Here is a 25,867-nt window from a genome sequence, read left to right on the forward strand (position 1 = left end):
CTTTACAGGTCGAGCAGCAGGCGCGCCGGGTCTTCCAGCGCATCCTTCATGGCGACCAGCGACAGCACCGCTTCGCGACCGTCGATGATCCGGTGGTCGTACGACAGCGCCAGATAGTTCATCGGACGGATCACGATCTGGCCGTTTTCGACGACAGCGCGTTCCTTGGTGGCGTGCACGCCCAGGATAGCGGATTGCGGCGGGTTGATAATCGGGGTCGACAGCATCGAGCCGAACACACCGCCGTTCGAGATCGAGAACGTACCGCCCGTCATTTCTTCGATCGACAGCTTGCCATCTTTGGCCTTCTGGCCGAACTCGGCAATCTTCTTCTCGATTTCAGCGAGGCTCAGCTGATCTGCGTTGCGCAGGATCGGCACCACCAGGCCACGCGGCGAACCGACCGCGATACCGATGTCGAAGTAGCCGTGATAGACGATGTCGTTACCGTCGATCGACGCGTTCACGAGCGGGAATTTCTTCAGCGCGTGAACCGCCGCCTTCACGAAGAACGACATGAAGCCCAGCTTCACGCCATGTTCCTTTTCGAACTTGTCTTTGTACTTGTTGCGCAGATCCATCACCGGCGCCATGTTCACTTCGTTGAACGTGGTCAGGATGGCGTTGGTTTGCTGCGACTCGAGCAGACGCTCGGCGATACGCGCGCGCAGACGCGACATCGGCACGCGTTGTTCCGGGCGGTCCTTCAGCCATTGGTCGGCCGAAGCGGGTGCCTTGACGTCCGGCAGCGACGGCTTTGCAGCCTTCGGTGCGGCGGCCGGTGCCGGTGCGGCCTTCGCCGCCGGTGCAGGTGCGGCTTGACCCGCGGTCAGCACATCACCCTTGGTGATGCGGCCGTCGCGGCCCGTGCCGGCGACGTCGCCAGCGCCCAGACCCTTCTCGGCCATCAGCTTGCCGGCGGCCGGCGAAGCAGCGGTGTTCGCACCCGTTGCGGATGCGGCCTGAGCAGCCGGAGCGGCGGCGGGAGCCGGTGCGGCTTCCGGCGCCGGCTTCACTTCGGCTTCGACAGCAGCAGCGCCTGCCTTGCCTTCGGTGTCGATCTTCGCGATCACCTGATCCGCCACGACGATGTCGCCGTCGTTCGAGATCACTTGCGCGAGCACGCCGGCCGCGGGTGCCGGCACTTCGAGCACGACCTTGTCGGTCTCGATTTCGATGAGAATTTCGTCTTGTGCAACAGCCTCGCCGGGCTTCTTCTTCCACTGCAGCATGGTGGCTTCCGAAACCGACTCGGAGAGCTGGGGAACCTTGACTTCAACAATAGCCATTATGAATATCCTGAATACGTATCGGGTGACGGCGCGATCTATGTACTCGACGACCGCCTGCGAACCTCGAATGCCGCGAATGAACCATCAAGTCGGTCACTAAGCGCGGCACGGGAAAGCGCGCGGCGCTTTCCCGGTTCGGCTCGTGTGCTTATTTAGCGATCGACGCGCTCTTGAGGCGGCCGAAAGCGCCTTCGACCAGCGCCTTCTGCTGCTCGTAGTGCTTCGCGTAGTAGCCGACTGCCGGCGAGGCCGAAGCCGGACGGCCGCTGTATGCCAGCTTCTGCCCGTCCTTCATGCCTTCCTTCAGATGGTGTTCGATGTAGAACCACGGGCCTTGATTCTGCGGCTCGTCCTGCACCCACACCACTTCGGTCGCGTTGTCGTACTTCTTCATTTCCGCTTCGAACTGCTTATGCGCGAACGGATAGAGCTGTTCGATACGGATGATCGCGACGTCGTTCGACTTCGATTCGCGACGATGCGCCAGCAGGTCGTAGTACACGCGACCCGAGCACACCACGACGCGCTTGACCTTCTTCGCGTCGATAGCTTCGTCGATTTCGCCGAGCACCGGCTGGAACGAGCCCTTCGCCAGTTCCGACAGATCCGACACGGCTTCCTTGTGGCGCAGCAGCGACTTCGGCGTAGCGACGATCAGCGGCTTCCTGAACAGGCGGATCATCTGACGGCGCAACAGGTGGAAAATCTGCGCCGGCGTGGTCGGCTGAACCACTTGCATGTTGTGATCCGCGCACAGTTGCAGGAAACGCTCGATACGCGCCGATGAGTGTTCCGGACCCTGGCCTTCGTAGCCGTGCGGCAGCAGCATCGTGAGACCCGACACGCGGCCCCACTTAACTTCGCCCGACGAGATGAACTGGTCGATCACGACTTGCGCGCCGTTCACGAAGTCGCCGAACTGCGCTTCCCACGCGACGAACGTATTCGGTTCAGCGGTCGAGTAGCCGTATTCGAAGCCCAGCACCGCCTCTTCCGACAGCACCGAGTCGATCACCGTGAACTTCGCCTGACCTTCGGCGATGTTCTGCAGCGGCACATACGTGCCGTCGTTCCAGCGCTCGCGGTTCTGATCGTGCAGCACCGCGTGACGGTGCGTGAACGTACCGCGGCCCGAGTCCTGACCGGTCAGGCGCACTGCATAGCCCGATGCGACCAGCGACGCGAATGCCAGGTGTTCGCCCATGCCCCAGTCGAGCTTCGCTTCACCACGACCCATCGCGCGACGGTCGTTGATGACGCGCTCGACCAGCGGGTGCACCTTGAAGTTTTCCGGGATCGTGGTGATGCGTTCGGCGAGGCGCTTCAACTCAGCCAGCGGCACGGCCGTGTCGGCTGCATCGGTCCACTTGCGGTTCAGGAACGGAACCCAATCCACCGCGTACTTGCTCTTGTAATTCGACAGAACCGGATCGACCGTGTGGTGGCCTTCGTCCATCGCCTTGCGGTAGGCCTTGACGAATTCGTCGGCTTCTTCCGCGGTGATCACTCCTTGCTGTACGAGCTTTTCAGCGTACAGTGCGCGCGTGCCCGGGTGCTTGGCGATCGTCTTGTACATCAGCGGCTGCGTGACAGCGGGCGTGTCCTGCTCGTTGTGACCCAGCTTGCGGAAGCAGACGATGTCGACCACAACGTCTTTGTGGAACTGCATCCGGAAGTCGATAGCCAGCTGCGTAGCCAGCACGACCGCTTCCGGATCGTCACCGTTCACGTGCAGCACCGGCGCCTCGATCATCTTGACGACGTCCGAGCAGTACAACGTGGAGCGCGAGTCGCGCGGGTCCGACGTCGTGAAACCGATCTGGTTGTTGATGACGATGTGCAGCGTGCCGTGCGTGCCGTAACCGCGCGTTTGCGCGAGGTTCAGCGTTTCCATCACGACGCCCTGGCCTGCGAAGGCCGCGTCGCCGTGGATCTGCACCGGCAGCACTTGCAGGCCGCTGTCGTCGCCGCGGCGATCCATACGCGCCTTGGCCGAACCTTCGACCACCGGGTTGACGATTTCGAGGTGCGACGGATTGAACGCGAGCGACAGGTGAACCGGGCCGCCTTCGGTCGAGACGTCCGACGAGAAACCCTTGTGGTACTTCACGTCGCCGGCCGGCAGGTCGTCGACGTGCTTGCCTTCGAATTCGGCGAACAGGTCGGCGGGCATCTTGCCGAGCGTATTGACCAGCACGTTCAGACGGCCGCGGTGGGCCATGCCGATGACGATTTCCTGCACGCCGTTGGCGCCGCCGTGACGCACGACTTCGTCCATCGAGGCGATGAAGCTTTCGCCGCCTTCGAGCGAGAAGCGTTTCTGGCCGACGTACTTGGTGTGCAGGAAGCGCTCGAGGCCTTCAGCGGCCGTCAGGCGATTCAGAATGTGCTTTTTCTTTTCATTGGAGAAATTCGGCGTCGAACGGATCGACTCGAGCTTCTCTTTCCACCAGCGCTTCTGTTCCGGATCGCTGATGTACATGTACTCGGCACCGATCGTGCCGCAATACGTGTCACGCAGAGCCTTGACGATCTCGCGCAGCGAAGCACGCTCGAATCCGAAATACAGATTCGTGGCGCTGAACTCCTGGTCCATGTCGGCTTCGGTGAAGTCGTAGAACGCAGGTTCAAGTTCGGGGATAGCGGGACGTTCGCGGCGCTTCAGGGGATCGAGATTGGCCCATTGCGAGCCGAGGAAGCGATATGCGCCGATGAGGGACTGCACATAGACTTGCTTGCGGGAGGTAGCGAGGTCTTCGCCGCCAGTTGCCGTGCGCGGGATAAAGGCATTCGCCTTGGCCCGTTGTGCAAACGATTCGACGATCGGGCCATGGGCCACGTCGTTGGCATTGCTGCCATCCGATGCAGGAACGTTCTGCAACGCATCGAAATAGCTGCGCCAGTTCTCGGGCACTGACGCCGGATTATCGAGATACGCTTCGTACATTTCTTCTACGTACGGAGCATTGCCGCCGAACAGATAAGAGTTCGACTGGAATTGCTTCATCATTTTTACGCTCACCTTTCTTCGAGTTTCTCGAGAAATAGCGGGTTACAGAACCTTCCGCGACACGGCCTGACCGTTTAGCGGATTGCGCGAATCAAGTCTTGCTTGGAAGGACCTAAAACTTTGCACCCGGGGAGCATATCACAGAACGGATAGTGCAGATAGCAGACGGATTGCCGCTCAAGCCCGTGGCGACGGGCTTTCGGCGGCATTATCAAGCGCCCGCAATAGTCTTCTGCAGGAAACGGGGACGAACGCCGCAATTAGCCGTTCAATAGCGAGCAACTGCGCCTAACGCCGAATGAGCGCCAAAAGGGGACCAAAAGGAGTGCCAGAAACGGCAAAAGCCACCCGGAGGTGGCTTTTGCCTGACAGCGAGGCGCTTACCCGAGGGCAACGCCGGTGCTGATTTAGTCCACTGCGCCCTTACGGCTGGCGCTGCGGCGCTCATGCTCCTTCAGGTAACGCTTGCGCAGACGGATGGATTGCGGCGTGACTTCGACGAGTTCGTCGTCGTCGATGAATTCGACCGCGTATTCCAGCGACATCTGGATCGGCGGCACGAGGCGCACCGCTTCGTCCGTACCCGACGAGCGCACGTTGGTCAGCTGCTTACCCTTGATCGGGTTCACGACCAGGTCGTTGTCACGGCTGTGAATGCCGATGATCATGCCCTCGTACAGCGGCTCGCCCGGCGACACGAACATGCGGCCGCGATCCTGCAGCTTCCACAGTGCGTACGCAACTGCCGCGCCGTCGTCCTGCGAAATCAGCACGCCGTTGCGACGCTCGCCCACTGCGCCTTCCTTGACCGGCTGATACGAATCGAACGTGTGGCTCATCAGGCCCGTGCCGCGCGTGAGCGTGAGGAATTCCGACTGGAAGCCGATCAGGCCACGCGCCGAAATACGGTACTCGAGACGCGTACGGCCACGGCCGTCCGACGCCATGTCGAGCATTTCGCCCTTGCGGCGGCCCAGCTCTTCCATCACGCCGCCCTGGTGGGCGTCTTCCATGTCGACCGTCAGGTTTTCGTACGGCTCGTGCTTCACGCCGTCGATTTCCTGCATCACCACGCGCGGACGCGACACGGCCAGCTCGTAGCCTTCGCGACGCATGTTTTCCACCAGAATCGTCAGGTGCAGTTCGCCGCGGCCCGCCACTTCGAACGTCGTTTCGTCGCCGGTTTCTTTCACGCGCAGCGCGACGTTGTGGTTCAACTCCTTCATCAGGCGGTCACGAATCTGACGGCTCGTTACGAACTTGCCTTCGCGGCCGGCCAGCGGCGACGAATTGACGAGGAAGTTCATGGTCAGCGTCGGTTCGTCGACGGTGATCATCGGCAGCGCTTCCGGTTGCTCCGGCGCGCAGATGGTCACGCCGATACCGATTTCCTCGATACCGTTGATCAGCACGATGTCGCCGGCTTCAGCCGATTCGACCTGAACGCGCTCGAGACCCTTGAACGACAGCACCTGATTGATCTTGCGGTTCAGGATCGCGCCATCGGGACCCGAACGCACGGCCACCGCCATGCCAGGCTTGATGCGGCCGCGCGTGATGCGGCCCACGCCGATACGGCCGACGTACGACGAATAGTCAAGCGAGGTGATTTGCAACTGCAGCGGCGCTTCCGGATCGGCATCGCGCACCGGCACGTGCTTCAGCACGGCTTCGAACAGCGGGCGCATGTCGCCTTCGCGCACATCGGGCGTGAGGCCGGCGTAACCGTTCAGGCCCGATGCGTAGACGATGGGGAAATCGAGTTGTTCGTCGGTTGCGCCCAGCTTGTCGAACAGGTCGAACGTCTGGTTGATCACCCAGTCGATACGCGCGCCCGGACGGTCCACCTTATTGATCACGACGATCGGCTTGAGGCCGAGCGCCAGCGCCTTCTTGGTCACGAAGCGCGTTTGCGGCATCGGGCCTTCGACTGCGTCGACCAGCAACAGCACCGAGTCGACCATCGACAGCACGCGCTCCACTTCACCGCCGAAGTCGGCGTGGCCCGGGGTGTCGACGATGTTGATGTGGGTGCCTTCGTACTCGACCGCGCAGTTCTTCGAAAGGATCGTGATGCCACGCTCCTTTTCGATGTCGTTCGAGTCCATCACGCGCTCAGCGATCTGCTGGTTGTCACGGAACGTGGCGGTCTGGCGGAGGAGCTGGTCGACGAGCGTGGTCTTGCCGTGGTCGACGTGGGCAATGATGGCGATGTTGCGTAGGGCGCGAGTCATAGGAACCTGGAGACAGTTGAGTGCGCCAGCAGCAGCATTGTGTACGAAGCCAACAAAGCCCAAAGCGCACTTTTGGGAACCCAACATTATAGCACGGGCAAATGAAGCCATCTCGTTTTCCCTGATTGCCGGCGCGCCTCCCCGCATCCGCATGTGAGAAACAACCTCATCGCCCGTTCGCTATCCCTACGCAAAACCGCGCGGATTGTCCCTTGAGAAGGAAAAGTTCCTTGCCTAAGCTGTAATAACACTTGCCGCGTCAATCAACCGCTGCCTATAATCCTGCCTAGTCAACCATTGCATTCGCACGAGAATCATGCCGGATCCGTCCCTAACGCCTGACCCGATTGTCAGCGAATACCAGCTGGGCGAAAGCGTCGGCTATCTGCTCTCGCGGGTGAAATCGACCATGTCGAACCTGGTCACCCAGCGCAGCATGACGGAGCTGGGCATTACCAGTCAGCAAGGCAGCATCCTGTTCATGGTGGCGAGCGGCAAGTGTCTGCTGGCCGCCGAATTGGCACGGGAATACGGCATAGATGCCAGCGCCGTCACGCGTCTGGTGGATCGTCTGGAGAAGCGCGGGCTGCTCACGCGCGTGCGCAGCAACGAAGACCGGCGGGTTGTCCGGCTCGCGTTGACACCGGAAGGCCACGCCATCGCCGCGAAAATGCCGGCCATTTTCAACGGCGTGCTGGACAGCCTGCTAAACGGCTTTACCGCCGAAGAAGTGGGCTTTCTGAAGAGCATGCTGCGCCGCGTGCTCATCAACTCCGGCGAACAACCACCGGGACTAACCCGTGATGCAGCAAGCAATTTTGACAGCAAATCGTAATAAATTGCTTGCAGTGTCCATCATTACATTCCACTCAATGAGTCGAGCGATGAAATCCCTTTCCCTGTCCGCGCCCGCGCTTTCGAGCCGGGCCGCTGTCGCCGCCGCGGTGACAGCGTTCGCCCTCACGGGGTGCGCGAACTACTTCGGCATGAAGAGCGACAAGCAGATCTCGTCGCCGGCTCAGTATGAGTCCGCCCAGAGTCTGCCCGGCCAGGGCGGCCAGTGGCCGTCGCTCGACTGGGCCAACCAGTTCGGCGACCCGCAGCTGCCCAAACTGATCGCGGAAGCGCTGGAAGGCAGCCCCTCGATCGCGCAGGCGCAGGCTCGCCTCGCCAAGGCTTCGTCGTACATTGAAAGCTCGCGCTCGGCGCTGTACCCGAAGGTCAACGGCAGCTATTCGTGGACTCGCGAACTGTTCTCGGGCAACGCGCTCTACCCGCCTCCGTACGGCGGCACCTGGTATAGCGAGAACAACGTGCTGGCGAGCGCGTCGTGGGATCTGGACCTGTGGGGCAAGAACCGCCAGCGTCTGGGCCAGGCCGTGTCGCAGGAAAAGGCCGCGCAAGCCGATATGCAGCAGGCGCGCGTAACGCTCGCCGCCTCCGTCGCGAGCACCTATAACCAGCTTGCCCAGTTGTACGCGTTCCGCGACATCGCCGCTCGCGAAATCGCCAACCGGCAGGATATCGGCCGCATCACCAACGGCCGCGTCAGCGCCGGCCTCGACACCAATGTCGAACGGCAAACCGCGAACGGCAACATTGCGACCAGTCAGGCGAATTTGACCGACCTCGACGGTCAGATCACGGTGGTGCGCTATCAGTTGGGCGCGCTGCTCGGCAAGGGCCCGGACCGCGGCCTGCAGATCGCCAAACCGGTGCTGACCACCGGCGGCACGGTCGCGCTGCCTGACAACCTGCCGGCCGACCTCGTGGCGCGCCGCGCGGACATCGTCGCCGCGCGCTGGCAGGTGGAAGCCGCGATGCACGACGTGAAGGAAGCAAAAGCCGAATTCTTCCCGGACATCAACCTCGCCGCCGGCGTGGGTTTCGACGCGTTCGGCTGGGGTCGCTTCCTTAAGTCGGGCAGCCGCCAGATGCAATTAGGCCCGGCGATTCACCTGCCGATCTTCGACGCCGGCGCGCTGCGTTCGCAGTTGAAGGGCCGCTACGCCGACTTCGACCTGGACGTGGCGAACTACAACCAGACGCTGATCAGTGCCCTGTCGGATGTCGCGACGCAAGTGTCGTCGATCCGTTCGATCGACCAGCAGTCGGGCGATGCCCAGCGCGCGCTCGACGCGTCGACCAAGGCCTATCAGTTGGCAGTGATCCGCTACAAGGCAGGTTTGTCGCCGCAGTTGCAGGTGCTGACCGCCGACCAGAACCGTTTGAGCGCCGAACAGACAGTGACGGGCCTGAAGATGCGCCGCCGCGATATGCAGATCAGCCTCATCAAGGCGCTCGGCGGCGGGTTCGACGCAACGCAGACCGGCCTCGTGGTGCCGACCGATGCTCCGGCATCGGCCGCCGCGGCACCGGCCGCCGCGGCATCATCCGCCGCCACGACCGCAGCTGCAAACTGAAGCCGCACCGCCGCAGACCACACCCGCACGAACATCCGAATAAACGACGACGCTTGAGAGAACCCGGAGCACATCAATGAGCACCACCCAACAGCCCGCGGCTACTACCCAGCCGGCTCAATCGGCCCCGCAGCCGACACAGCAACCGGCCCAACCGCCGGCGAACAACGGCAAGCGCAAGCGCATGATGACGCTGCTCGTCATCGTGATCCTGATCGCCGCGCTCGCCTACGGCCTTTACTACTTCCTCGACGCACGCTTCCATGAAGACACCGACGACGCGTACGTGAACGGCAACGTCGTGCAGATCACGCCGCAAGTCACCGGCACGGTGATCGCGGTGAACGCGGACGACACGCAAACCGTGAAGGCCGGCGACCCGCTCGTCGTGCTCGATCCGGCCGACGCGCGCGTCGCGCTCGAACAGGCCGAAGCGAATCTCGCGCAGACAGTGCGCCAGGTGCGCGGCCTGTTCGCCGACGACAACCAGTACCAGGCGCAGGTTGCTCAACGCCAGGCCGATCTGTCGCGCGCCCAGGACGACCTGAAGCGCCGCCTGACGGTGGCGCAAACCGGCGCTGTGTCGGCGGAAGAAATCTCGCACGCCCGCGACGCCGTGAAGAGCGCGCAAGCCGCCGTCGATGCCGCCGAGCAGCAACTGGCATCGAACCGCGCGCTCACCGCCAACACCACGATCGCCAATCACCCGAACGTGCAGGCCGCCGCCGCGAAGGTCCGCGACGCATACCTGAACAATGCACGTAACAACCTGCCGGCGCCGGTCACCGGCTACGTCGCGAAGCGCTCGGTGCAGGTCGGCCAGCGCGTTTCGCCGGGCACCCCGCTGATGGCCATCGTGCCGTTGGGCGGCGTGTGGGTCGATGCGAACTTCAAGGAAGTGCAACTGAAGCACATGCGCATCGGTCAGCCGGTCGAGTTGACGGCCGACGTGTACGGTTCGTCCGTGGTGTACCACGGCAAGGTGGTCGGCTTCTCGGCGGGCACCGGTTCGGCGTTCTCGCTGCTGCCCGCGCAGAACGCAACCGGCAACTGGATCAAGGTGGTGCAGCGTCTGCCGGTGCGGATCGCGCTCGATCCGCAGGAACTTGAAAAGCATCCGCTGCGTATCGGACTGTCAATGCAAGCCGACGTGAGCATCAAGGACGACCAGGGCGGCCAGCTCGGCCAGGCGCCAAACACGGTCTATCAGACCAATGTGTTCGACAAGTACGGCGACCAGGCTGACGCTGAAATCGCCCGCATCATTGCGGAAAACGCAGGTCCGAACGGCGGCTCGCAAAAATCGCTTCAAAGCAGCGGAGCCACCCGGCCCGCTGCGAAGATGATGTAAGCGGCGCGACGATTCCTAGAAGGCTTTTTAATGGCTCAGGCTCAGGCGCAAGTCCCTCATCCGCCGCTCGAGGGCGCGCAACTGGTGATCGGCACCATCGCGGTGTCGCTCGCCGTGTTCATGAACGTGCTCGACACGTCGATTGCGAACGTGTCGATCCCCTCCATTTCGGGCGACCTCGGTGTGTCGTCCGACCAGGGGACATGGGTGATCACGTCGTTCGCGGTGGCGAACGCGATTTCCGTGCCGCTGACCGGCTGGCTCACCGACCGTATCGGCCAGGTGCGCCTGTTCATGGCGTCGATCATTCTGTTCGTGATCTCGTCATGGATGTGCGGCCTCGCGCCCACCCTGCCGTTCCTGCTGGCCTCGCGCGTGCTGCAAGGCGCCGTGGCCGGCCCGATGATTCCGCTGTCGCAAACGCTGCTGCTCGCCAGCTATCCACGCGCCAAGGCGCCGATGGCGCTGTCGATGTGGGCCATGACCACGCTGATCGCGCCGGTGGCCGGGCCGATTCTCGGCGGCTGGATCTCGGACAATATCTCGTGGCCGTGGATTTTTTACGTCAATATTCCTGTCGGCGCGATTGCCGCCGTCGCGACGTGGACGATCTTCCGCAACCGCGATTCAGTCGTCAAAAAGGCGCCGATCGACGGCGTCGGTCTCGGCCTGCTGATCCTCTGGGTCGGCTCGTTGCAGATCATGCTCGACAAGGGCAAGGACCTCGACTGGTTCTCGTCGACCACGATCGTCGTGCTGGCGCTGGTTGCGGTGATCGCTCTCGCCTTCTTCATTGTGTGGGAATTGACGGCCGAGCATCCGGTGGTCGATCTGTCGCTCTTCAGCCGGCGCAATTTCACGAGTGGCACGGTTGCGTTGTCGATTGGCTACGGGCTCTACTTCGGCAACCTCGTGTTGCTGCCGTTGTGGCTGCAAACCAATATCGGCTACACCGCCACCGAAGCGGGCCTCGTGATGGCGCCGGTCGGCCTGTTCGCCGTGCTGCTGTCGCCGATCACCGGCAAGGTGTTGCCGCGTACCGATCCGCGCTATATCGCGACCTTGTCGTTTCTGGTGTTTGCGCTGTGCTTCTGGATGCGCTCACGTTATACGACCGGCGTCGATACGTATTCGCTTCTGTTGCCGACTCTGATTCAGGGGATCGGCATGGCCGGGTTCTTCATCCCGCTCGTGTCTATCACGTTGTCGGGCTTGCCGGGCAACCGGATTCCGGCGGCCTCGGGCTTGTCGAATTTCGTGCGGATCATGTGCGGCGGTATCGGCACGTCGATTTTCCAGACCGCGTGGGATCACCGCACCATCATGCATCACGCGCAACTGGCCGAGCAGGCCAGCGTGTACAACCCGGTGTTCGATCAGTCGATCCGGCAGATGGGCGCGGCGGGCTTCAGTCAGCCGCAGGCGTATGGTCTGTTCAATACGATGGCCACGCAGCAGGCCGCACAGTTGGGCGTGAATGATCTGTTCTTCGTGTCGGCGGGGATTTTCGTCGCGCTGATCGCGCTGATCTGGATGGCCAGGCCGGAACGCGCCGGCGGCGATGCGGGTGCTGCGGCAGCGGCGGCGCATTGAGGGTTTAGCGTCTTTCGTCTGTAGCAACCGATGATGTGAAAAAAGGCGGGACCACTGGGCAGCGGTCCCGCCTTTTTGTTTGCCAGGTTCGTCTCTTCGCAGGCCAATTGGCGAGCTAACGGGCTAGCTCTCCGTGGTGACGACGAGCCGCTCGGGCGCCAATACGCCCTCGCCTTGCTTCGCGACGCCTAGCAGGCGGCCTTCTTCTGCATAGACGCGTACACGTGGCGCGTTCACAGCCTCGCCGGTAATGGTCAACTCGGAGAGCTTCAGACGCTGACCGTGCAGGAAACGGCGGGTTGCATCCTCGTTCAGGGTGACGGGCGGGAACGTGGACAACAATGCATCGACGGGCTGCAGCCACGCATCACGCTCGCTCTCCGTCGCGTCGGACAATGCGTCGAGCGTCACCGAATTCTCCAGCGTCAGTGCGCCGACGCCGGTACGCCGCAGTGCGACCAGATGCGCACCACAACCGAGCGCCTCACCGATATCCTCGGCAAGCGTGCGAACATACGTGCCCTTACTGCACGTCACGCGAAACGTCACGTCGGGCAAAGTACACGCCAGCATGTCGAGCGCGTGAATCGTCACCTGACGCCCTTCCCGCTCGACCGTCTGACCGGCGCGCGCGTATTCGTACAGCGGCTTGCCGTCGCGCTTGAGCGCCGAATACATCGGCGGGACCTGAACGATGTCGCCGAGAAATTTTTGCATCGCCACCTGGACCGTCGCCTGATCGCAGGTCACGTCGCGCGTGTCGATCGGCTCGCCTTCGGCGTCGCCCGTGGTCGTGCGGATACCGAGGCGCATGGTCGCCTCATAAGTCTTGTCGGCTTCGAGCAGATCTTGCGAAAACTTGGTGGCTTCGCCGAAGCACAGCGGCAAAAGACCCGTGGCAAGTGGATCAAGCGTGCCAGTGTGGCCCGCCTTTTTGGCCAGATAAAGACGCTTCGCGCGAATCAGCGCGTCGTTGCTCGACAGGCCGAGCGGCTTGTCGAGCAGCAGCACGCCGTCGAGCGCGCGACGCGGCACGCGGGGGCGTTGAGGTGCGGTCATGTCAGAAAGACAGGGTCTTCGAAGTGTACGGAAACAGCGCTAAACAAGCAGCGGCTGAGGTATTGCAACTGAAGCACTGCAACGGCTCAGTCTTCTTTCGCGCGATTGGCGTTCGCCTCGTCGATCAGACGGGACATTTCAACGGCCCGTTCGATCGTCTGATCGTAATGGAAATGCAGCGTCGGCACGGTATGAATGTGCAGGCGCTTGAACAGCTGATTGTGCAGATGGCCGGCCGCGTGCTGGAGCGCTTCGAGCGTTTGTTGCGGGTCGCCGGTCAGCGTCGTGAAATAGACCTTCGCGTGCGCGTAGTCGGGCGTCAGCTCAACGCTTTGAATCGTGACGAGGCCGATGCGCGGATCCTTGACCTCGCGCAGCAACTCGGACAGGTCGCGCTGGATCTGATCGGCGATCTGCACGTTGCGATTGGGAGAAGAACGTTTTTTAGGCATGGTGTTTGTGATCCGTTCAGACGGATGCAAAAAAGTTGTTCGTGCGCGCCGTGGCGGCTGTTGCCAGGCTTGTTGCCAGGCTTGTTACCCGGCGACGGCGAAGCGGCGTGATAGCGGCGGCAAACCACCCTGGTAGCGCGTTACGCGACAAAATGCGCGGGCCCAAAAACAACGGGCGGAGCGGGCGCTTAAGCCCGCTCCGCCCGTTGAGCCAATGCCGCGTGAATTACAGCGTACGCGCGACTTCGGTAACCTCGAAGACTTCGAACTGATCGCCTTCGACGATATCGTTGAAGTTCTTGATCGACATACCGCACTCGAAGCCCTGACGGACTTCCTTGACGTCGTCCTTGAAGCGCTTGAGCGAATCGAGCTCGCCCGTGAAGATGACGACGTTGTTGCGCAGCACGCGCACCGACGAGGAACGCTTGACGAAACCGTCCGTGACCATACAGCCGGCCACCGCGCCGATCTTCGGTACCTTGAAGACTTGGCGCACTTCGACCGTACCCGTCACGATTTCGCGCTTCTCAGGTGCCAGCATGCCCGACATCGCGGCCTTCACTTCATCTACTGCGTCATAGATGATGTTGTAGTAGCGAATATCGACGCCGTTGGCTTCCGCCAGCTTGCGCGCCTGTGCATCCGCACGTGTGTTGAAGCCGATGATGACCGCCTTCGAAGCCGTAGCCAGGTTGACGTCCGACTCGCTGATGCCACCCACGGCACCGTGCACGATCTGCACGCGGACTTCGTCGGTCGACAGCTTGAGCAGCGACTGCACCAGCGCTTCCTGCGAACCTTGCACGTCGGCCTTGACGATGAGCGGCATGTACGCCACTTCGCCTTCGCCCATCTGTTCCAGCATGTTCTCGAGCTTCGCGGCCTGTTGCTTGGCCAGCTTGACGTCGCGGAACTTGCCTTGACGGAACAACGCGACTTCACGCGCCTTGCGGTCGTCCGGCATGACGATCATTTCTTCGCCAGCTTGCGGGACTTCCGACAGACCCTGAATCTCAACCGGGATCGACGGGCCTGCCGACTTGGTCGGCTTGCCGGTTTCGTCGAGCATGGCTCGCACGCGCCCGTAAGCGCTACCTGCCAGCACCACGTCACCACGGTTCAGCGTACCCGACTGGACCAGGATCGTTGCGACCGGCCCCTTACCCTTATCGAGCTTCGCTTCAATGACGAGACCCTTGGCCGGCGCTTCGACCGGTGCCTTCAGTTCCAGCACTTCGGCTTGCAGCAACACGTTTTCCAGCAGTTCGTCGATACCCGTACCGGTTTTCGCCGACACCGACACGAACGGCGAATCGCCACCGTATTCTTCCGGCACGACGCCTTCGGCGACGAGTTCCTGCTTGACGCGCTCAGGATTCGCATCCGGCTTGTCGATCTTGTTGATCGCGACGACGAGCGGCACGCCGCCAGCCTTCGCGTGGGCGATCGCTTCCTTGGTTTGCGGCATCACGCCGTCGTCGGCTGCGACCACCAGAATCACGATGTCGGTTGCCTTCGCACCGCGAGCACGCATGGCCGTAAATGCCTCGTGGCCCGGCGTATCGAGGAACGTGATAACGCCGCGCGGCGTTTCGACGTGATAGGCGCCGATGTGCTGCGTAATCCCGCCCGCTTCACCCGCGGCCACCTTGGCGCGGCGGATGTAGTCGAGCAGCGAGGTCTTGCCGTGGTCGACGTGACCCATGACCGTGACGACCGGCGGACGCGGGAGCGCTTCCGCGTCCGTGATTTCGCCTTCGACCAGCATGGCTTCCGGATCGTCCAGTTTGGCCGCAACCGCGTGGTGGCCCAGTTCCTCGACGATGATCATCGCCGTTTCCTGGTCCAGCATCTGGTTGATCGTGACCATCTGGCCAAGCTTCATCATCGACTTGATGACTTCCGATGCCTTCACTGCCATCTTGTGCGCCAGATCGGCGACCGTGATGGTTTCCGGCACGTGCACTTCGCGCACGATCGGTTCGGTCGGCGCCTGGAATGTGGTGTTCTGATCCTGATGCTTGCCGCGACCCTTCGGGCCACCGCGCCAGCCACGATCGACACCGCCGCTCGTATCGCCACGCGTCTTGATACCGCGGCGCTTCGCTGCGTCGTCCTGCCAGCCGCCCTTGCCACCGCCCGGCTTCTTCTTGTCGCCAGCCGACGGCGTGGTCGTTGCAGCCGGAGCCGCTGCAGTAGCCGGCTTCCTAGCTGCCGGACGCGCCGGTGCTTCACCCGCCGGACGTGCCGGCTTGTGCAGCGTGCCCTTGGCTTCCGCGGCCTTGGCCGGCTCGGCGGGCTTCGGTGCCGGTTCCGGCGCCTTGACCTGCGCCTTGCGCGGCGTGTTCATCATTTCGCGAATGGCTCGCGCTTCGGCTTCCGCCGCTGCCCGGCGCTTGCTGACTTCTTCCTGCTCGGCGCGCGTTTTCTCGGCGGCCTGACGCGCTGCGTCTTCCGCTTTCTTCGCCGCTTCGCGTTGCGCCGCGCGTTCTGCCGCAGCGCGCTCGTCGTCCTGCTCGCTTTCCTTGGCAACCGCCGGTTCCGCAGCCTTGGCCGCGACCGGTTCAGCCTTCGCGGCAGCTGCCGGCTGGGCAACCTGCGCCGACTTCGCCGTCTGAGCCTGCTCACGAGCCGCAGCTTCGGCCGCAGCCGCAGCTGCAGCGCGCTTCTTCGCCGCTTCTTCTTCCGCACGACGGCGCTCGGCTTCAGCCGCCTGCTCGCGCGCCTGACGTTCAGCTTCTTCGCGCTCGAGTTGTTCCTGACGCGCCTTCAACTCCTGAGCCTGCTTTTCGAGCAGCTCGGCTTCGTGACGAGCTTCCTCTTCACGGCGCTGGAGTTCGAGATCGTCGACGTCGGCCTCGGCCACATGATTCGATGCATCGCCGCCTTCAGCGGCGGATTCGTCCCTGCGGACGAAAGTGCGCTTCTTACGCACCTCGACCTGAATGGTGCGAGCTTTGCCCGTCGCGTCGGATTGCTTGATCTCCGACGTATGCCGCTTCGTCAGCGTGATCTTGCGCTTGTCTGCATCAGTCGAGCCGTGAGACTTGCGCAAGTGGTCGAGCAGACGCGCCTTGTCCGTTTCGGACAAGCTGTCGTCTTCGCTCGCTTTGGTGACGCCTGCTGCCTGCAGCTGCTCAAGGAGCACGCCTGCTGGCATTTTCAGTTCCGCGGCAAATTGGGCTACGTTGTTACTCGCCATTCATTCCTCTTAATGCAAGGACCGATTCCTTGCGGTTAGCATCTTGTCATGCGGCCTGACGGCCGCTTCAATTTAGTGCGCCATGGTCATTTCTCACTGGAACCAATGTTCACGTGCTTTCATGATCAACGCCTTAGCGGCATCCTCTTCCATTCCGGTCATCTCGACCAGTTCATCCACAGCCAGCTCGGCGAGTTCGTCGCGCGTCTGGATCTGATGTTCGGCAAGCTTGGCGAGCAGGTCGGCGTCCATGCCGTCCAGGCTCTTCAGGTCGAGTGCAACATTTTCGACCTTTTCTTCATTCGCGATGGCCTGCGTCAGCAAAGCGTCGCGCGAGCGATTACGCAGTTCGTGAACGGTGTCTTCGTCGAATGCTTCGATTTCGAGCATCTCGTTGAGCGGCACATAAGCGATCTCTTCGAGGCTCGTAAAGCCTTCGTCGATCAGGATGTCGGCGACTTCTTCGTCGACATCGAGACGCGCCATGAACAGGTCACGCAGTACACCGCGCTCCTGATTCTGCTTCTGCGCAGATTCGTCCGGCGTCATGATGTTGATCTGCCAGCCGGTGAGTTCGCTGGCAAGACGCACGTTCTGGCCGCTGCGGCCGATCGCGACCGCCAGTTCGTTTTCGTCGACGACGACGTCCATCGAATGCTTTTCTTCATCGACGACGATCGACTGGACGGCTGCCGGCGCGAGCGCGCCGATCACAAACTGTGCGGGATCTTCCGACCATAGCACGATGTCGACGTTTTCGCCACCGAGCTCGTTACGCACGGCCTGCACCCGCGAACCGCGGATACCGACACAGGTGCCGATCGGATCGATGCGCTTGTCGTAAGCGACCACGCCGATCTTGGCGCGCACGCCCGGATCGCGGGCCGCCGCCTTGATTTCCAGCAGGCCTTGTTCGATTTCCGGCACTTCCATCTCGAACAGCTTCATCAGGAATTCGGGCGCCGTACGCGACAGTTCGATCTGCGGACCGCGAGCGGTGCGATCGACCTTGGCGATGTAGGCGCGCACGCGGTCGCCCACGCGCAGATTTTCCTTCGGAATCAGCTGATCGCGGCGCAGCAGCGCTTCGACACGGCCGGTTTCGACGATGAAGTTGCCCTTATCCAGGCGCTTCACGGAGCCGGTCATGATGTGCTCGCCGCGCTCGAGGAAGTCGTTCAGGATCTGCTCGCGTTCAGCGTCGCGCACCTTCTGCAGGATCACCTGCTTGGCAGCCTGCGCGCCGATACGGCCGAATTCGATCGACGGCACCGGCTCTTCGATGTATTCGTCGAGCTGGATTTCCGGCTTCTGTTCACGTGCTTCGAACAGCAGGATTTCCTGATCCGGCTCTTGCAGACCGGCTTCGTCCGGGACGACTTTCCAGCGGCGAAACGTTTCGTGCTCGCCGCTTTCACGGTCGATCTGGACGCGGATGTCCGCATCCTCTTCGAAGAGTTTCTTGGAGGCCGAAGCGAGGGCCGCCTCGAGCGCGGCAAATACCACGTCTTTGTCGACGTTCTTCTCGCGTGCCAGCGCATCCACCAGCATCAACACTTCGCGACTCATTGTTTGCGGCTCCTAAAGTCAACTTTCGGAACGAGGCGTGCCTTATCGATATCCGCGACGGTGAAATCGAGCATCGCGGCGCCTTCCTTCCCTTCAAATTCCAGACCGATCGTCTCGCCTTGCGGAGCATGCAGAATGCCCCGGTACGATTTCCGTCCGTCCAATGGCTTTTTCAATGTGATTACCACTTCGCTGCCTGCGAAGCGTTCGAAATCCGCCAGTTTTTTCAGCGGGCGGTCGAGACCCGGCGACGACACTTCAAGCCGCTCGTAATCGATATTTTCGACCGTCAGAACGTGCTGGAGCTGACGCGTAACTTTCTCGCAGTCTTCGATCGCAATGCCGGCCGGCTGGTCGATATAGATACACAACATGCCGCGCCCGGTGCGCTCGAGATCGACGAGCTCGTAGCCGAGTCCCACGACCGTGGTTTCAATCAGTTCCGTCAGTTGCACAGTGCCCTCTTAGATGTTCGCGCAGCGAGCCTGCCGCTTGTTTTGCAAACAACCAATGCGGGCCGCGCGCCTAGCTGGCGCACGTTCGTGCTACCCGAGATGCCAAACCACTTAGAACTGAGCGGCAAAAAAAAATGGGCTAAACGCCCATCATCTTATTACCGGTGGTCGCACCTGAGCCGCACATGAAAAGCCGCACGCCCAGCGACTTTGTGATTGTAGCCATTTTTCGGGACAAACGCAAACCGCAGAACGCCGTGCGAAGCGCATTTCCGCTTGATTTCATGGCAATCTTTCAACGATATGGCGGCGCTTCGGGCCTTTTGCAAGACGGGCTGCGCGGCCTCGGGCCCAAACCGGACAAGCGGGGCCGGGAAACTCTGCCCCTACTTATGCGCACGCCGCGGTTTCATGCAATGCATGAAACCTGCGAAAGCCCGCGGCACTCGTCGATCGACTCCGACAGTGGCGAAGCGTAAATCGTTGAGGAACGATCAACGGCCAACCGTCGTATGTACGTCATTTACGGCTCAACGGCCACGCGAGCGGCCGCGCGGCGCGCCGCCACCACGATTGGCGCCGCCCGGGTTGGCGTTACCGCCACCGGCGCGGTTGGCATTGCCGCCACGATTGCCGCCCGGCCCACGGCTACCGCCGCCCGGATTGCCACCGGGGCCGCCGGGACGCTTACCGCCTGCCGCGCGGTTGCCATTGCCCGACGGCGCGCGATTGCCGTCGACGTCACGCCCGCCACGCGGGCCAGACGCAGCACCGCCGCCACCCATCGGCCCGCTAAAACCACCGGCGCCGCGGCCAGCGCCGCGATTGCCATAGCCGCCAGCACCGCCGCCAAAACCACCGCCCGCGCCGCCGCCGAAGCCGCCCGCCGCACCGCGACGGCCTTGACCGCGCGGCTGCTGTTGATCGAAACGGCCGTGGGACATCAGTACCGGTTCGCGGCTGATAAAGCCCATCGACGTCTGCATCGGATCCGGCTGCTTGCGCTCCGGCGCCTCTCTGCGGCCGCCCTTTTCTTCCGACGGCGCCTTCAGGCCGACCGACGCCATCAGCGCGCGCACCTGATTGTCTTCGAGTTCTTCCCAGCGGCCGCGCTTCAACCCCTTCGGCAGCGAGATCGGGCCGTGGCGCGTGCGGATCAGGCGGCTGACCATCAGGCCGGCTGCCTCGAACATGCGGCGCACTTCGCGATTACGCCCTTCGGCGAGCGCGACGTGGTACCAATGATTGGTGCCTTCGCCGCCGCCGTCGCGGATGCGCAGGAAATTCGCCGGGCCGTCTTCCAGCTCGACGCCATGCAGCAGCTTCTGACGCATGCCTTCGGCCAGCTCCCCGACCACGCGCACCGCATATTCACGCTCGACGCTGTAACGCGGGTGCATGAAACGGTTGGCCAGATCGCCCGAGGTGGTCAGCATCAGCAGACCTTCGGTATTGAAGTCGAGGCGGCCGACCGCAAGCCACTTGGCGGTCTTCATGGGCGGCAGCTTGTCGAACACCGACGGGCGGCCTTCCGGATCGGCATGGCTGACGATTTCGCCAGTCGGTTTGTGATACAGCAGCACGCGCGGCGGCTTGTTGGCCAGCTTGCGCTTGACCGGCTTGCCGTTGATGCGAACCTGATCGGTCGGCATGATGCGCTGGCCGATGTGAGCCGGCTCGCCGTTCACCGACACGCGGCCGGCAACGATCAGTTCTTCCATGTCGCGGCGCGAGCCCATGCCGGCTTCGGCCAGCACCTTGTGCAGCTTCGGCGCGTCGTCGTCCGCGGCGAGCACCCGTTTGGGTGCAGCCGGTTTGCCACGGCGCAGCATCGGCGCACGCACGCCGCCGGTCGAGCTGTTGTCCGCGTCGAATGCGGGCGATGTGACGTACGAGAACAGGTCGTCCGGACTTGCTTCGGCTGCCACTGCGGCCGGTGCTTCACCGCCGCGGCGATTCTGACGCTGGCCGCCTTCGCGCGGCTGGCGCTCACGCTGCCCTTCACGCGGTCCGCCCTCGCGAGGCGCGCCGTCACGTTGAGCGCCCTCGCGCTTAGCGCCGCCCGCATTGCGGCGCGGCCCCTGGCCCTTGGCGCCTTCCTTGCGCGGCGTGCGCACTTGCGCCACCACCTCGCCGTCCGGCGGCGTTTCGGTGACGACCGGCGCGCCTTGCGCAGGCGCACCTTCGGCGCCCTTCGTCTTCGCTCCGGCGCGGCGCCGGGCGATCAGGCTGCGCGGCCCGCGACGCAGGCCGCGGCGCGGACGGTCTTCGCCGTCTGCTTCCGTGGTCTGCGCCGGGCGCTCGCCCTCGCCTGCCGACGCTTGCGTGGTACGCGCTTCGTCGGCGCGTGCCGACTGCACGGCGCGCTCGGATTCGGACGAATCGGTGTCGTGGGTATGTGTCAAAACAACCTCAAAATGTCAGGTCGCGCACGCCCGTTGCGGGCGTGGCAAAAAAAGTTCGGTTACGTCAGGCGCTGCGCGACTCGGGTTCGTCGTCGGTCAGAATGCCTGCGTCCTGTGCGGCATCGCGGCGATCTTCTGGATCGCCGTGCGCCGCTGTGGTCGAGTTCGGCCCGGCGGCGTGCTCCGTATCGCGGAGTACGCCCGAGTCGTGCGCGGGTATTGCCGGATCGGCCTGGGAGACCGGATCGTGATTCAGTGCGGGCTCGGCAGCGCCGGCCTGCGGTTCAACGTTTGCCACTTCGGCGTGTTCTTGCCCAGCCGGGCCTGCGGCGGCATCCCGATGCAACGCGGGCGCCGGTGCGGCATCCGCCGCGCGATGCGTCGATTCGGCAAGTTCAGCCGACTCGTTTGTCTCAGTCGACTCCGCATACTCGGCCTGAGCGACTGGCGCTTGATGCTCTACAGCGTGTTCGCCAGCGATTTCCGTTCCTGCTGCCTCGCCAGTTTCTTCGCCGTAATCGCGATCGGCAGTTTCGCCAAGGGCTTCACCCTCGGCAGCGGCTGCTTCGCCGGCAGCAGATTCCGCCGGTTCTTCCAGCGCGCTCTCCTCACCCGAAACCAGGGCTTGCGCAGCCTCGGCCTCGGAAAATTCGATCGCATGCTGACCGAGCAGATCCGCGTTCAACTGCGCCGACGGATCGGCCAGCGGCGGCAATTCGTCGAGCGCCTTCAAACCGAGGTCGTCGAGAAATTGCCGCGTGGTCGCGTACAACGCCGGACGGCCTGGCACGTCACGATGGCCGATCACTTCGATCCAGCCGCGATCCTCAAGCTGTTTGACGACCTGCGTATTCACCGTGACGCCGCGAATCTCTTCGATATCGCCACGCGTGACCGGTTGCCTGTACGCAATGATCGCGAGCGTCTCGAGCACCGCGCGCGAGTATTTCGGCGGTTTCTCAGGATGCAGACGATCCAGGTACGAACGCATCGCGGGCTTACTTTGAAATCGCCAGCCCGACGCCAGCCCGACCAGCTCCACACCGCGCCCAGACCAATCCTGCTTGAGGTCTTCGAGCAAATTCCGAACAGTGTCTGCCGACACGCCGTCGGCAAAGAGCTTGCGCAAATCGACGAGCTTTAACGGCTCCTGCGCGCAGATCAAGGCAGTCTCGAGGACGATCTTCGCCTCTTGGGTATTCATGCAGCTAGGTCAGACCCTGTGGTCAAAGAACCGGATCAAACAGACGATGTGGAACTGAAGACGCGCTCGCCCGATTCTGATCGGTCATATTGATGGGAGCACGCACCGGGGGGAGGCGAAACAGGCAATCGAGCCAAACCCAGCCGGACGGAGCAGCGATATTCCTGAAAGGAATCGCGTGACTGAGCGCCATATTACGCAAAAACAACCGGTGCGTAAAGACGAAATCCCCGGCGCATTTTTTAGCGATGCCTCAAGTCGTCCGCTTAAAAGGAAAAGCTGGCCGAATCGGACAGGAATCGGAGCGCGGCAGGCCCGGAATCAGGCCGCGATCGATCCTTTAGCCCTTTGACCTTAAGCTGGACCGCCCGCCCGTGCCACCACACTTCAATGCATGCCGTGCTGCGCCAGGAATCGCCTCAAACGCTCGACGCCCAAATCCAGCCGGGCGGGATCGCAGGCATAGCACCAGCGTACGAAGCCCTCGCCTTCCCGGCCGAATGCGCTGCCGGGCGCCACGCCCAGGCCTACTTCCCGCACCATGGCCTTGCACAGCTCGAGGCTGCGCGCCGCCCCCGGCATCGAGAAAAACAGATACATCGCTCCGGGCGGCGCCTTTACGTCGACGCCCGGCACGGTGGCCAGCGCGCGCACCAGATGATCACGCGATGCCTTCAGGTCGTGCACCAGATCCTGCGTGAAGCGCTCACCCTGCTGGACCGCCGCGATGCCCGCCTGCTGAACGAAATCCGGCGCACACGACGTGTTGTACTCGACCAGCTTGCCCAGATCGTCCATCAGCGCGGTCGGCGCGACCAGCCAGCCGAGCCGCCAGCCGGTCATCAGCCACGCCTTGGAAAACGAGTTCACGCAGATCACGCGCTCGTCGCGCCCTGCCAGATCGAGAAACGACGGCGCCGTGCGCGAATGACCGCCGGGCGCGCCGACGCCGGCATCCGCATCCGCCGGCGCGTCCGGATAATAAAGACGCTCGTAGACTTCGTCGGCGACGATCCAGATACCGTGACGACGGCAATGCGCCAGCACGGCGCGCTGCTCGTCGCGGCTCATCACCCAGCCGGTCGGATTGTTCGGCGAATTGATCAGGAGCATTTTCGTGTCCGGCGTCAACGCTGCCAGCAATTGCTCGAGGTCGAGTTGCCAGCCGCGCTCACCGTAGCCCAGCGCAACGGTTTCCACCCGCGCGCCGAGAATCTTGGGAATCTCGACCAGATTGGGCCACAGCGGCGTTACCGCCACGACGCGGTCGCCCGCCCCCACTACCAGCTGCGCGGCCAGCATCAACGCGTTGACACCGGCGCTCGTCACCGCGATATGGTCGGGCGAGGTCGTTCCGTGCAGCTCGCTGACGTAGCCCGCGAGCGCCGCGCGCAGCGGCGCGATGCCCAGGTTATGCGTATAGAACGTGGCGCCGGCGGCCAATGCGGCGCTGGCGGCGTCGCGGATAAAGGCCGGAGTCACCCGGTCGGACTCGCCGAACCAGAACGGCAGCACGTCGGCGACGCCGAAACCGGCATTCGCGACTTCACGGATCTGCGAGGGACGCAGTGCGCGCACCGCATCGCGCGCGTTGGGGACGGAGGGCACAGGCAGATCCGATTCGCTCATCGAGGCTTCCAGACAGTGATGGACAGGCAATAAGTAATGGGGCAACGCATGGGGCAAGGCTTGAAGCCCGGGGAGGCGACAGTTTAGCGCGGCGCCTGGTTTTGGGACGGCGAAGTCAGCGGGTGGCGAAACGCGCCCGCGTCGTCAGTTCCTGTCAGTTCAAATCCTCCGCTCGCGCCGGCAATTGACGAATCAGGCTCCACACCGCCTCCGCCGCCGGCGACAACGAGCGGTCGCGCCGCCGCACCAGTTCGACCGTACGCTCGGCGCGCGGCACGAGCGGTCGCGCCACCAGCGCGGCGCCCGCCGGCAAAGGCAGCGCGAGCCACGGCAGCACGCTTACGCCCACGCCCGCCTCGACCAGCCCAAAAACGGTCGCGGAATGCCCCAGTTCCTGCACCACGGTGGCGCTCACGCCGTATTCCTGCATGACGGCGTCGATGATCGGCCGGCTGCCTGACGCGTAGTCGAGCATGACCAGCTGCTGGCCGTCCAGGTCGGTCCATGCCACCCGCTCCCGCGCCGCCAGGGGGTGATCCTCGCGTGCAACGACACAAAACGAATCCGTCATCAGGGATTCGCTGAGCAGGTCGTCGGCGGAAAACGGGCCGATGATCACGCCGAAATCGACTTCGCCCGACTTCACCTTGCGCACCACGTCGCTTTGCACGTCGTCACGCAGACCCAATGTGATGTAAGGAAACTGACGTCCGCACGCCGCCACCACGCGCGGCATCAAGCGGCAGGCGACCGTCGGGCTCGCGGCCACCACCACACGCCCGCGACGCTGTTCGCCGATTTCGCGGATCTCGCGCAAGGCGTCGTCCAGATCCGTCAGCAGGCGTGACACGCTCGATACCAGGTTGCCGCCGACATCCGTTAGCTGCACCTCGCGGGTGGTGCGGTCGATCAGCTTCAGGCCGATTTCGCCTTCCAGCTCACGTACACAGCGGCTGACCGCCGATTGCGTCAGGCCGATTTCATCGCCGGCCCGGCTGAAGCTCTGCAAACGGGCGACCTCAATGAAAACCCTTAGCTGACGCAGCGTCACATTCATTTACCAACCTCATCAATAACCCTATTTAATGCGCATTGTATGGTGAAATGCCGCACCACAGTCGGGTTCAGTGACATCGCTGCAATGCAGCAATAAGGCGCAAACGCACGCTGGCCGGGCCTGATTGCACAAGATTGGTGATTGTCCCGATTTGCGAGATGGGTTTTTTGGATTCTTATACGCCCCTAGCTAGCGCCCGCGCTGGCCCGCTGCCACAGGGCTTTCTGGCAGTTGGACTCGTCTTGGCACACTTCCTGCATTTACATGCACACAGGGTCGGCGCCATGACTTCTGACTGACATGAAACCGTGGCAAGCCCGACCCCCCTTGGCACTCGCCTATCGAGTGCATGGAGAGTGCGCGGCGCGGGGCAGCGCACCGGAGTTAGCTTCGCTGAGGTGAAACATGATGCTGTTCGACGATTTGAGAGACAACGAGTGGGCGCTGGTCGAGGCGTTGTTCTGTGCGGAGCCAGCACGGAGCGAACGGCGCGGTCGGCCACGCGTGGAAGCACGCGCGGTTGTCAACGCCGTGCTTTGGGTGCTATCGACGGGCGAAGGCTGGTCCAAGCTGCCGGGCCGCTATCCGTCGCCGCCGACTTGCCGCCGCCGCTTCGACGAGTGGCAAGCCGATGGTACGCTCGCCGAAATAGTTAAGCGACTCGGCACCAGCGGCCGTGAAATTTCGCTGCGCGGCCGTATTGGCGCGACCGCCGCGAAACCTCCGGCACCGCCGAGCCGCGACCGCCTGCGCGGCGCGTTCTGGACCAATCCGGAATCGTGGCGCGCGCCGGTCAAGATGGCCTGACGCGAATTGTTTTGCCTCCGGGCGCCTGCGGGCGCCCGGCGTGTATCTGGGCCGCCGTGCGTTCGCCGTACGCCGTCTGTCGACGTCCGCCGACACGACCCCGGTCTGCAAATGGGCACCGC

General features: G+C 63.0%; 17 protein-coding genes and 1 pseudogene. 6 read left to right on the plus strand and 12 right to left on the minus strand.

Translation table 11 applies throughout. The annotated features are described in order from the left end of the window. Positions 1–2: 2 nt before the first annotated feature. The 3 genes from odhB to typA form a co-directional block, all read right to left on the minus strand. Positions 3–1,289, minus strand: a complete 1,287-nt coding sequence (odhB, locus tag HWX91_RS27190) for a 2-oxoglutarate dehydrogenase complex dihydrolipoyllysine-residue succinyltransferase (RefSeq protein ID WP_028199727.1) — start codon at positions 1,287–1,289, stop codon at positions 3–5. Between the two features lie 151 nt (positions 1,290–1,440). After that, complete coding sequence (locus HWX91_RS27195) at positions 1,441–4,302, minus strand: 2-oxoglutarate dehydrogenase E1 component (protein WP_028199728.1); 2,862 nt, start codon at positions 4,300–4,302, stop codon at positions 1,441–1,443. Between the two features lie 407 nt (positions 4,303–4,709). Next, a complete protein-coding gene (gene typA, locus HWX91_RS27200; protein ID WP_028199729.1) occupies positions 4,710–6,536 on the minus strand; it encodes a translational GTPase TypA in 1,827 nt (608 codons plus the stop codon). Between the two features lie 316 nt (positions 6,537–6,852). Between typA and HWX91_RS27205 the strand changes: the two genes are divergently transcribed. The 4 genes from HWX91_RS27205 (at position 6,853) to HWX91_RS27220 (ending at position 11,903) form a co-directional block, all read left to right on the plus strand. After that, positions 6,853–7,371, plus strand: a complete 519-nt coding sequence (locus tag HWX91_RS27205) for a MarR family winged helix-turn-helix transcriptional regulator (RefSeq protein WP_028199730.1) — start codon at positions 6,853–6,855, stop codon at positions 7,369–7,371. Between the two features lie 49 nt (positions 7,372–7,420). Then, positions 7,421–8,959 (plus strand): efflux transporter outer membrane subunit, encoded by a 1,539-nt coding sequence (locus tag HWX91_RS27210; RefSeq protein WP_028199731.1) that lies wholly within the window; start codon positions 7,421–7,423, stop codon positions 8,957–8,959. Positions 8,960–9,035: 76 nt separating this feature from the next. Next, positions 9,036–10,310 (plus strand): EmrA/EmrK family multidrug efflux transporter periplasmic adaptor subunit, encoded by a 1,275-nt coding sequence (locus HWX91_RS27215; RefSeq protein ID WP_028199732.1) that lies wholly within the window; start codon positions 9,036–9,038, stop codon positions 10,308–10,310. Between the two features lie 30 nt (positions 10,311–10,340). Next, positions 10,341–11,903, plus strand: a complete 1,563-nt coding sequence (locus HWX91_RS27220; protein ID WP_028199733.1) for a DHA2 family efflux MFS transporter permease subunit — start codon at positions 10,341–10,343, stop codon at positions 11,901–11,903. 123 nt (positions 11,904–12,026) lie between these two features. On the opposite strand, the gene truB is transcribed toward HWX91_RS27220, so the two are convergent. From truB to rimP, 5 genes are all read right to left on the minus strand, one after another. Then, positions 12,027–12,962 carry a tRNA pseudouridine(55) synthase TruB gene (gene truB / locus HWX91_RS27225; RefSeq protein ID WP_028199734.1) on the minus strand — a complete coding sequence of 312 codons (936 nt, stop codon included), beginning with the start codon at positions 12,960–12,962 and terminating at the stop codon, positions 12,027–12,029. A gap of 86 nt (positions 12,963–13,048) precedes the next feature. Then, the gene (gene rbfA / locus HWX91_RS27230; protein ID WP_028199735.1) at positions 13,049–13,414 is read right to left on the minus strand and encodes a 30S ribosome-binding factor RbfA; all 366 of its coding nucleotides are present in this window, start codon (positions 13,412–13,414) and stop codon (positions 13,049–13,051) included. A gap of 226 nt (positions 13,415–13,640) precedes the next feature. Next, positions 13,641–16,619 (minus strand): translation initiation factor IF-2, encoded by a 2,979-nt coding sequence (infB, locus tag HWX91_RS27235; RefSeq protein WP_028199736.1) that lies wholly within the window; start codon positions 16,617–16,619, stop codon positions 13,641–13,643. A 93-nt stretch (positions 16,620–16,712) separates the two neighbouring features. Next, positions 16,713–18,188 (minus strand): transcription termination factor NusA, encoded by a 1,476-nt coding sequence (gene nusA, locus HWX91_RS27240; protein WP_028199737.1) that lies wholly within the window; start codon positions 18,186–18,188, stop codon positions 16,713–16,715. Beyond that, positions 18,185–18,643: a ribosome maturation factor RimP gene (rimP, locus tag HWX91_RS27245; protein WP_028199738.1), complete on the minus strand. Its 459-nt coding sequence runs from the start codon at positions 18,641–18,643 to the stop codon at positions 18,185–18,187. The genes nusA and rimP overlap by 4 nt, the downstream gene beginning before the upstream one ends. A gap of 185 nt (positions 18,644–18,828) precedes the next feature. Between rimP and HWX91_RS27250 the strand changes: the two genes are divergently transcribed. Next, a complete protein-coding gene (locus HWX91_RS27250) occupies positions 18,829–19,122 on the plus strand; it encodes a hypothetical protein (RefSeq protein ID WP_028199739.1) in 294 nt (97 codons plus the stop codon). A gap of 51 nt (positions 19,123–19,173) precedes the next feature. On the opposite strand, the gene rluB is transcribed toward HWX91_RS27250, so the two are convergent. The 4 genes from rluB to HWX91_RS27270 all read right to left on the minus strand — a co-directional run bounded on the left by rluB (position 19,174) and on the right by HWX91_RS27270 (position 24,938). Continuing rightward, the gene (gene rluB, locus HWX91_RS27255) at positions 19,174–21,048 is read right to left on the minus strand and encodes a 23S rRNA pseudouridine(2605) synthase RluB (protein WP_028199740.1); all 1,875 of its coding nucleotides are present in this window, start codon (positions 21,046–21,048) and stop codon (positions 19,174–19,176) included. A gap of 64 nt (positions 21,049–21,112) precedes the next feature. Then, positions 21,113–22,252, minus strand: a complete 1,140-nt coding sequence (gene scpB / locus HWX91_RS27260) for an SMC-Scp complex subunit ScpB (protein WP_028199741.1) — start codon at positions 22,250–22,252, stop codon at positions 21,113–21,115. A 387-nt stretch (positions 22,253–22,639) separates the two neighbouring features. Next, entirely contained in the window at positions 22,640–23,881 is a 1,242-nt protein-coding gene (locus HWX91_RS27265; RefSeq protein ID WP_028199742.1) for a pyridoxal phosphate-dependent aminotransferase, read from the minus strand. A gap of 154 nt (positions 23,882–24,035) precedes the next feature. Then, positions 24,036–24,938, minus strand: coding sequence for a LysR family transcriptional regulator (locus tag HWX91_RS27270; RefSeq protein ID WP_028199743.1), 903 nt, complete (start codon positions 24,936–24,938; stop codon positions 24,036–24,038). A 408-nt stretch (positions 24,939–25,346) separates the two neighbouring features. Between HWX91_RS27270 and HWX91_RS27275 the strand changes: the two are divergent. Further along, positions 25,347–25,742: pseudogene (locus tag HWX91_RS27275) on the plus strand (transposase); the annotation flags it as partial. Positions 25,743–25,867: the final 125 nt, after the last annotated feature.

It is taken from the genome of Paraburkholderia fungorum (assembly GCF_902833645.1).
In the GTDB taxonomy this organism is placed as follows: Bacteria; Pseudomonadota; Gammaproteobacteria; order Burkholderiales; family Burkholderiaceae; genus Paraburkholderia; species Paraburkholderia fungorum.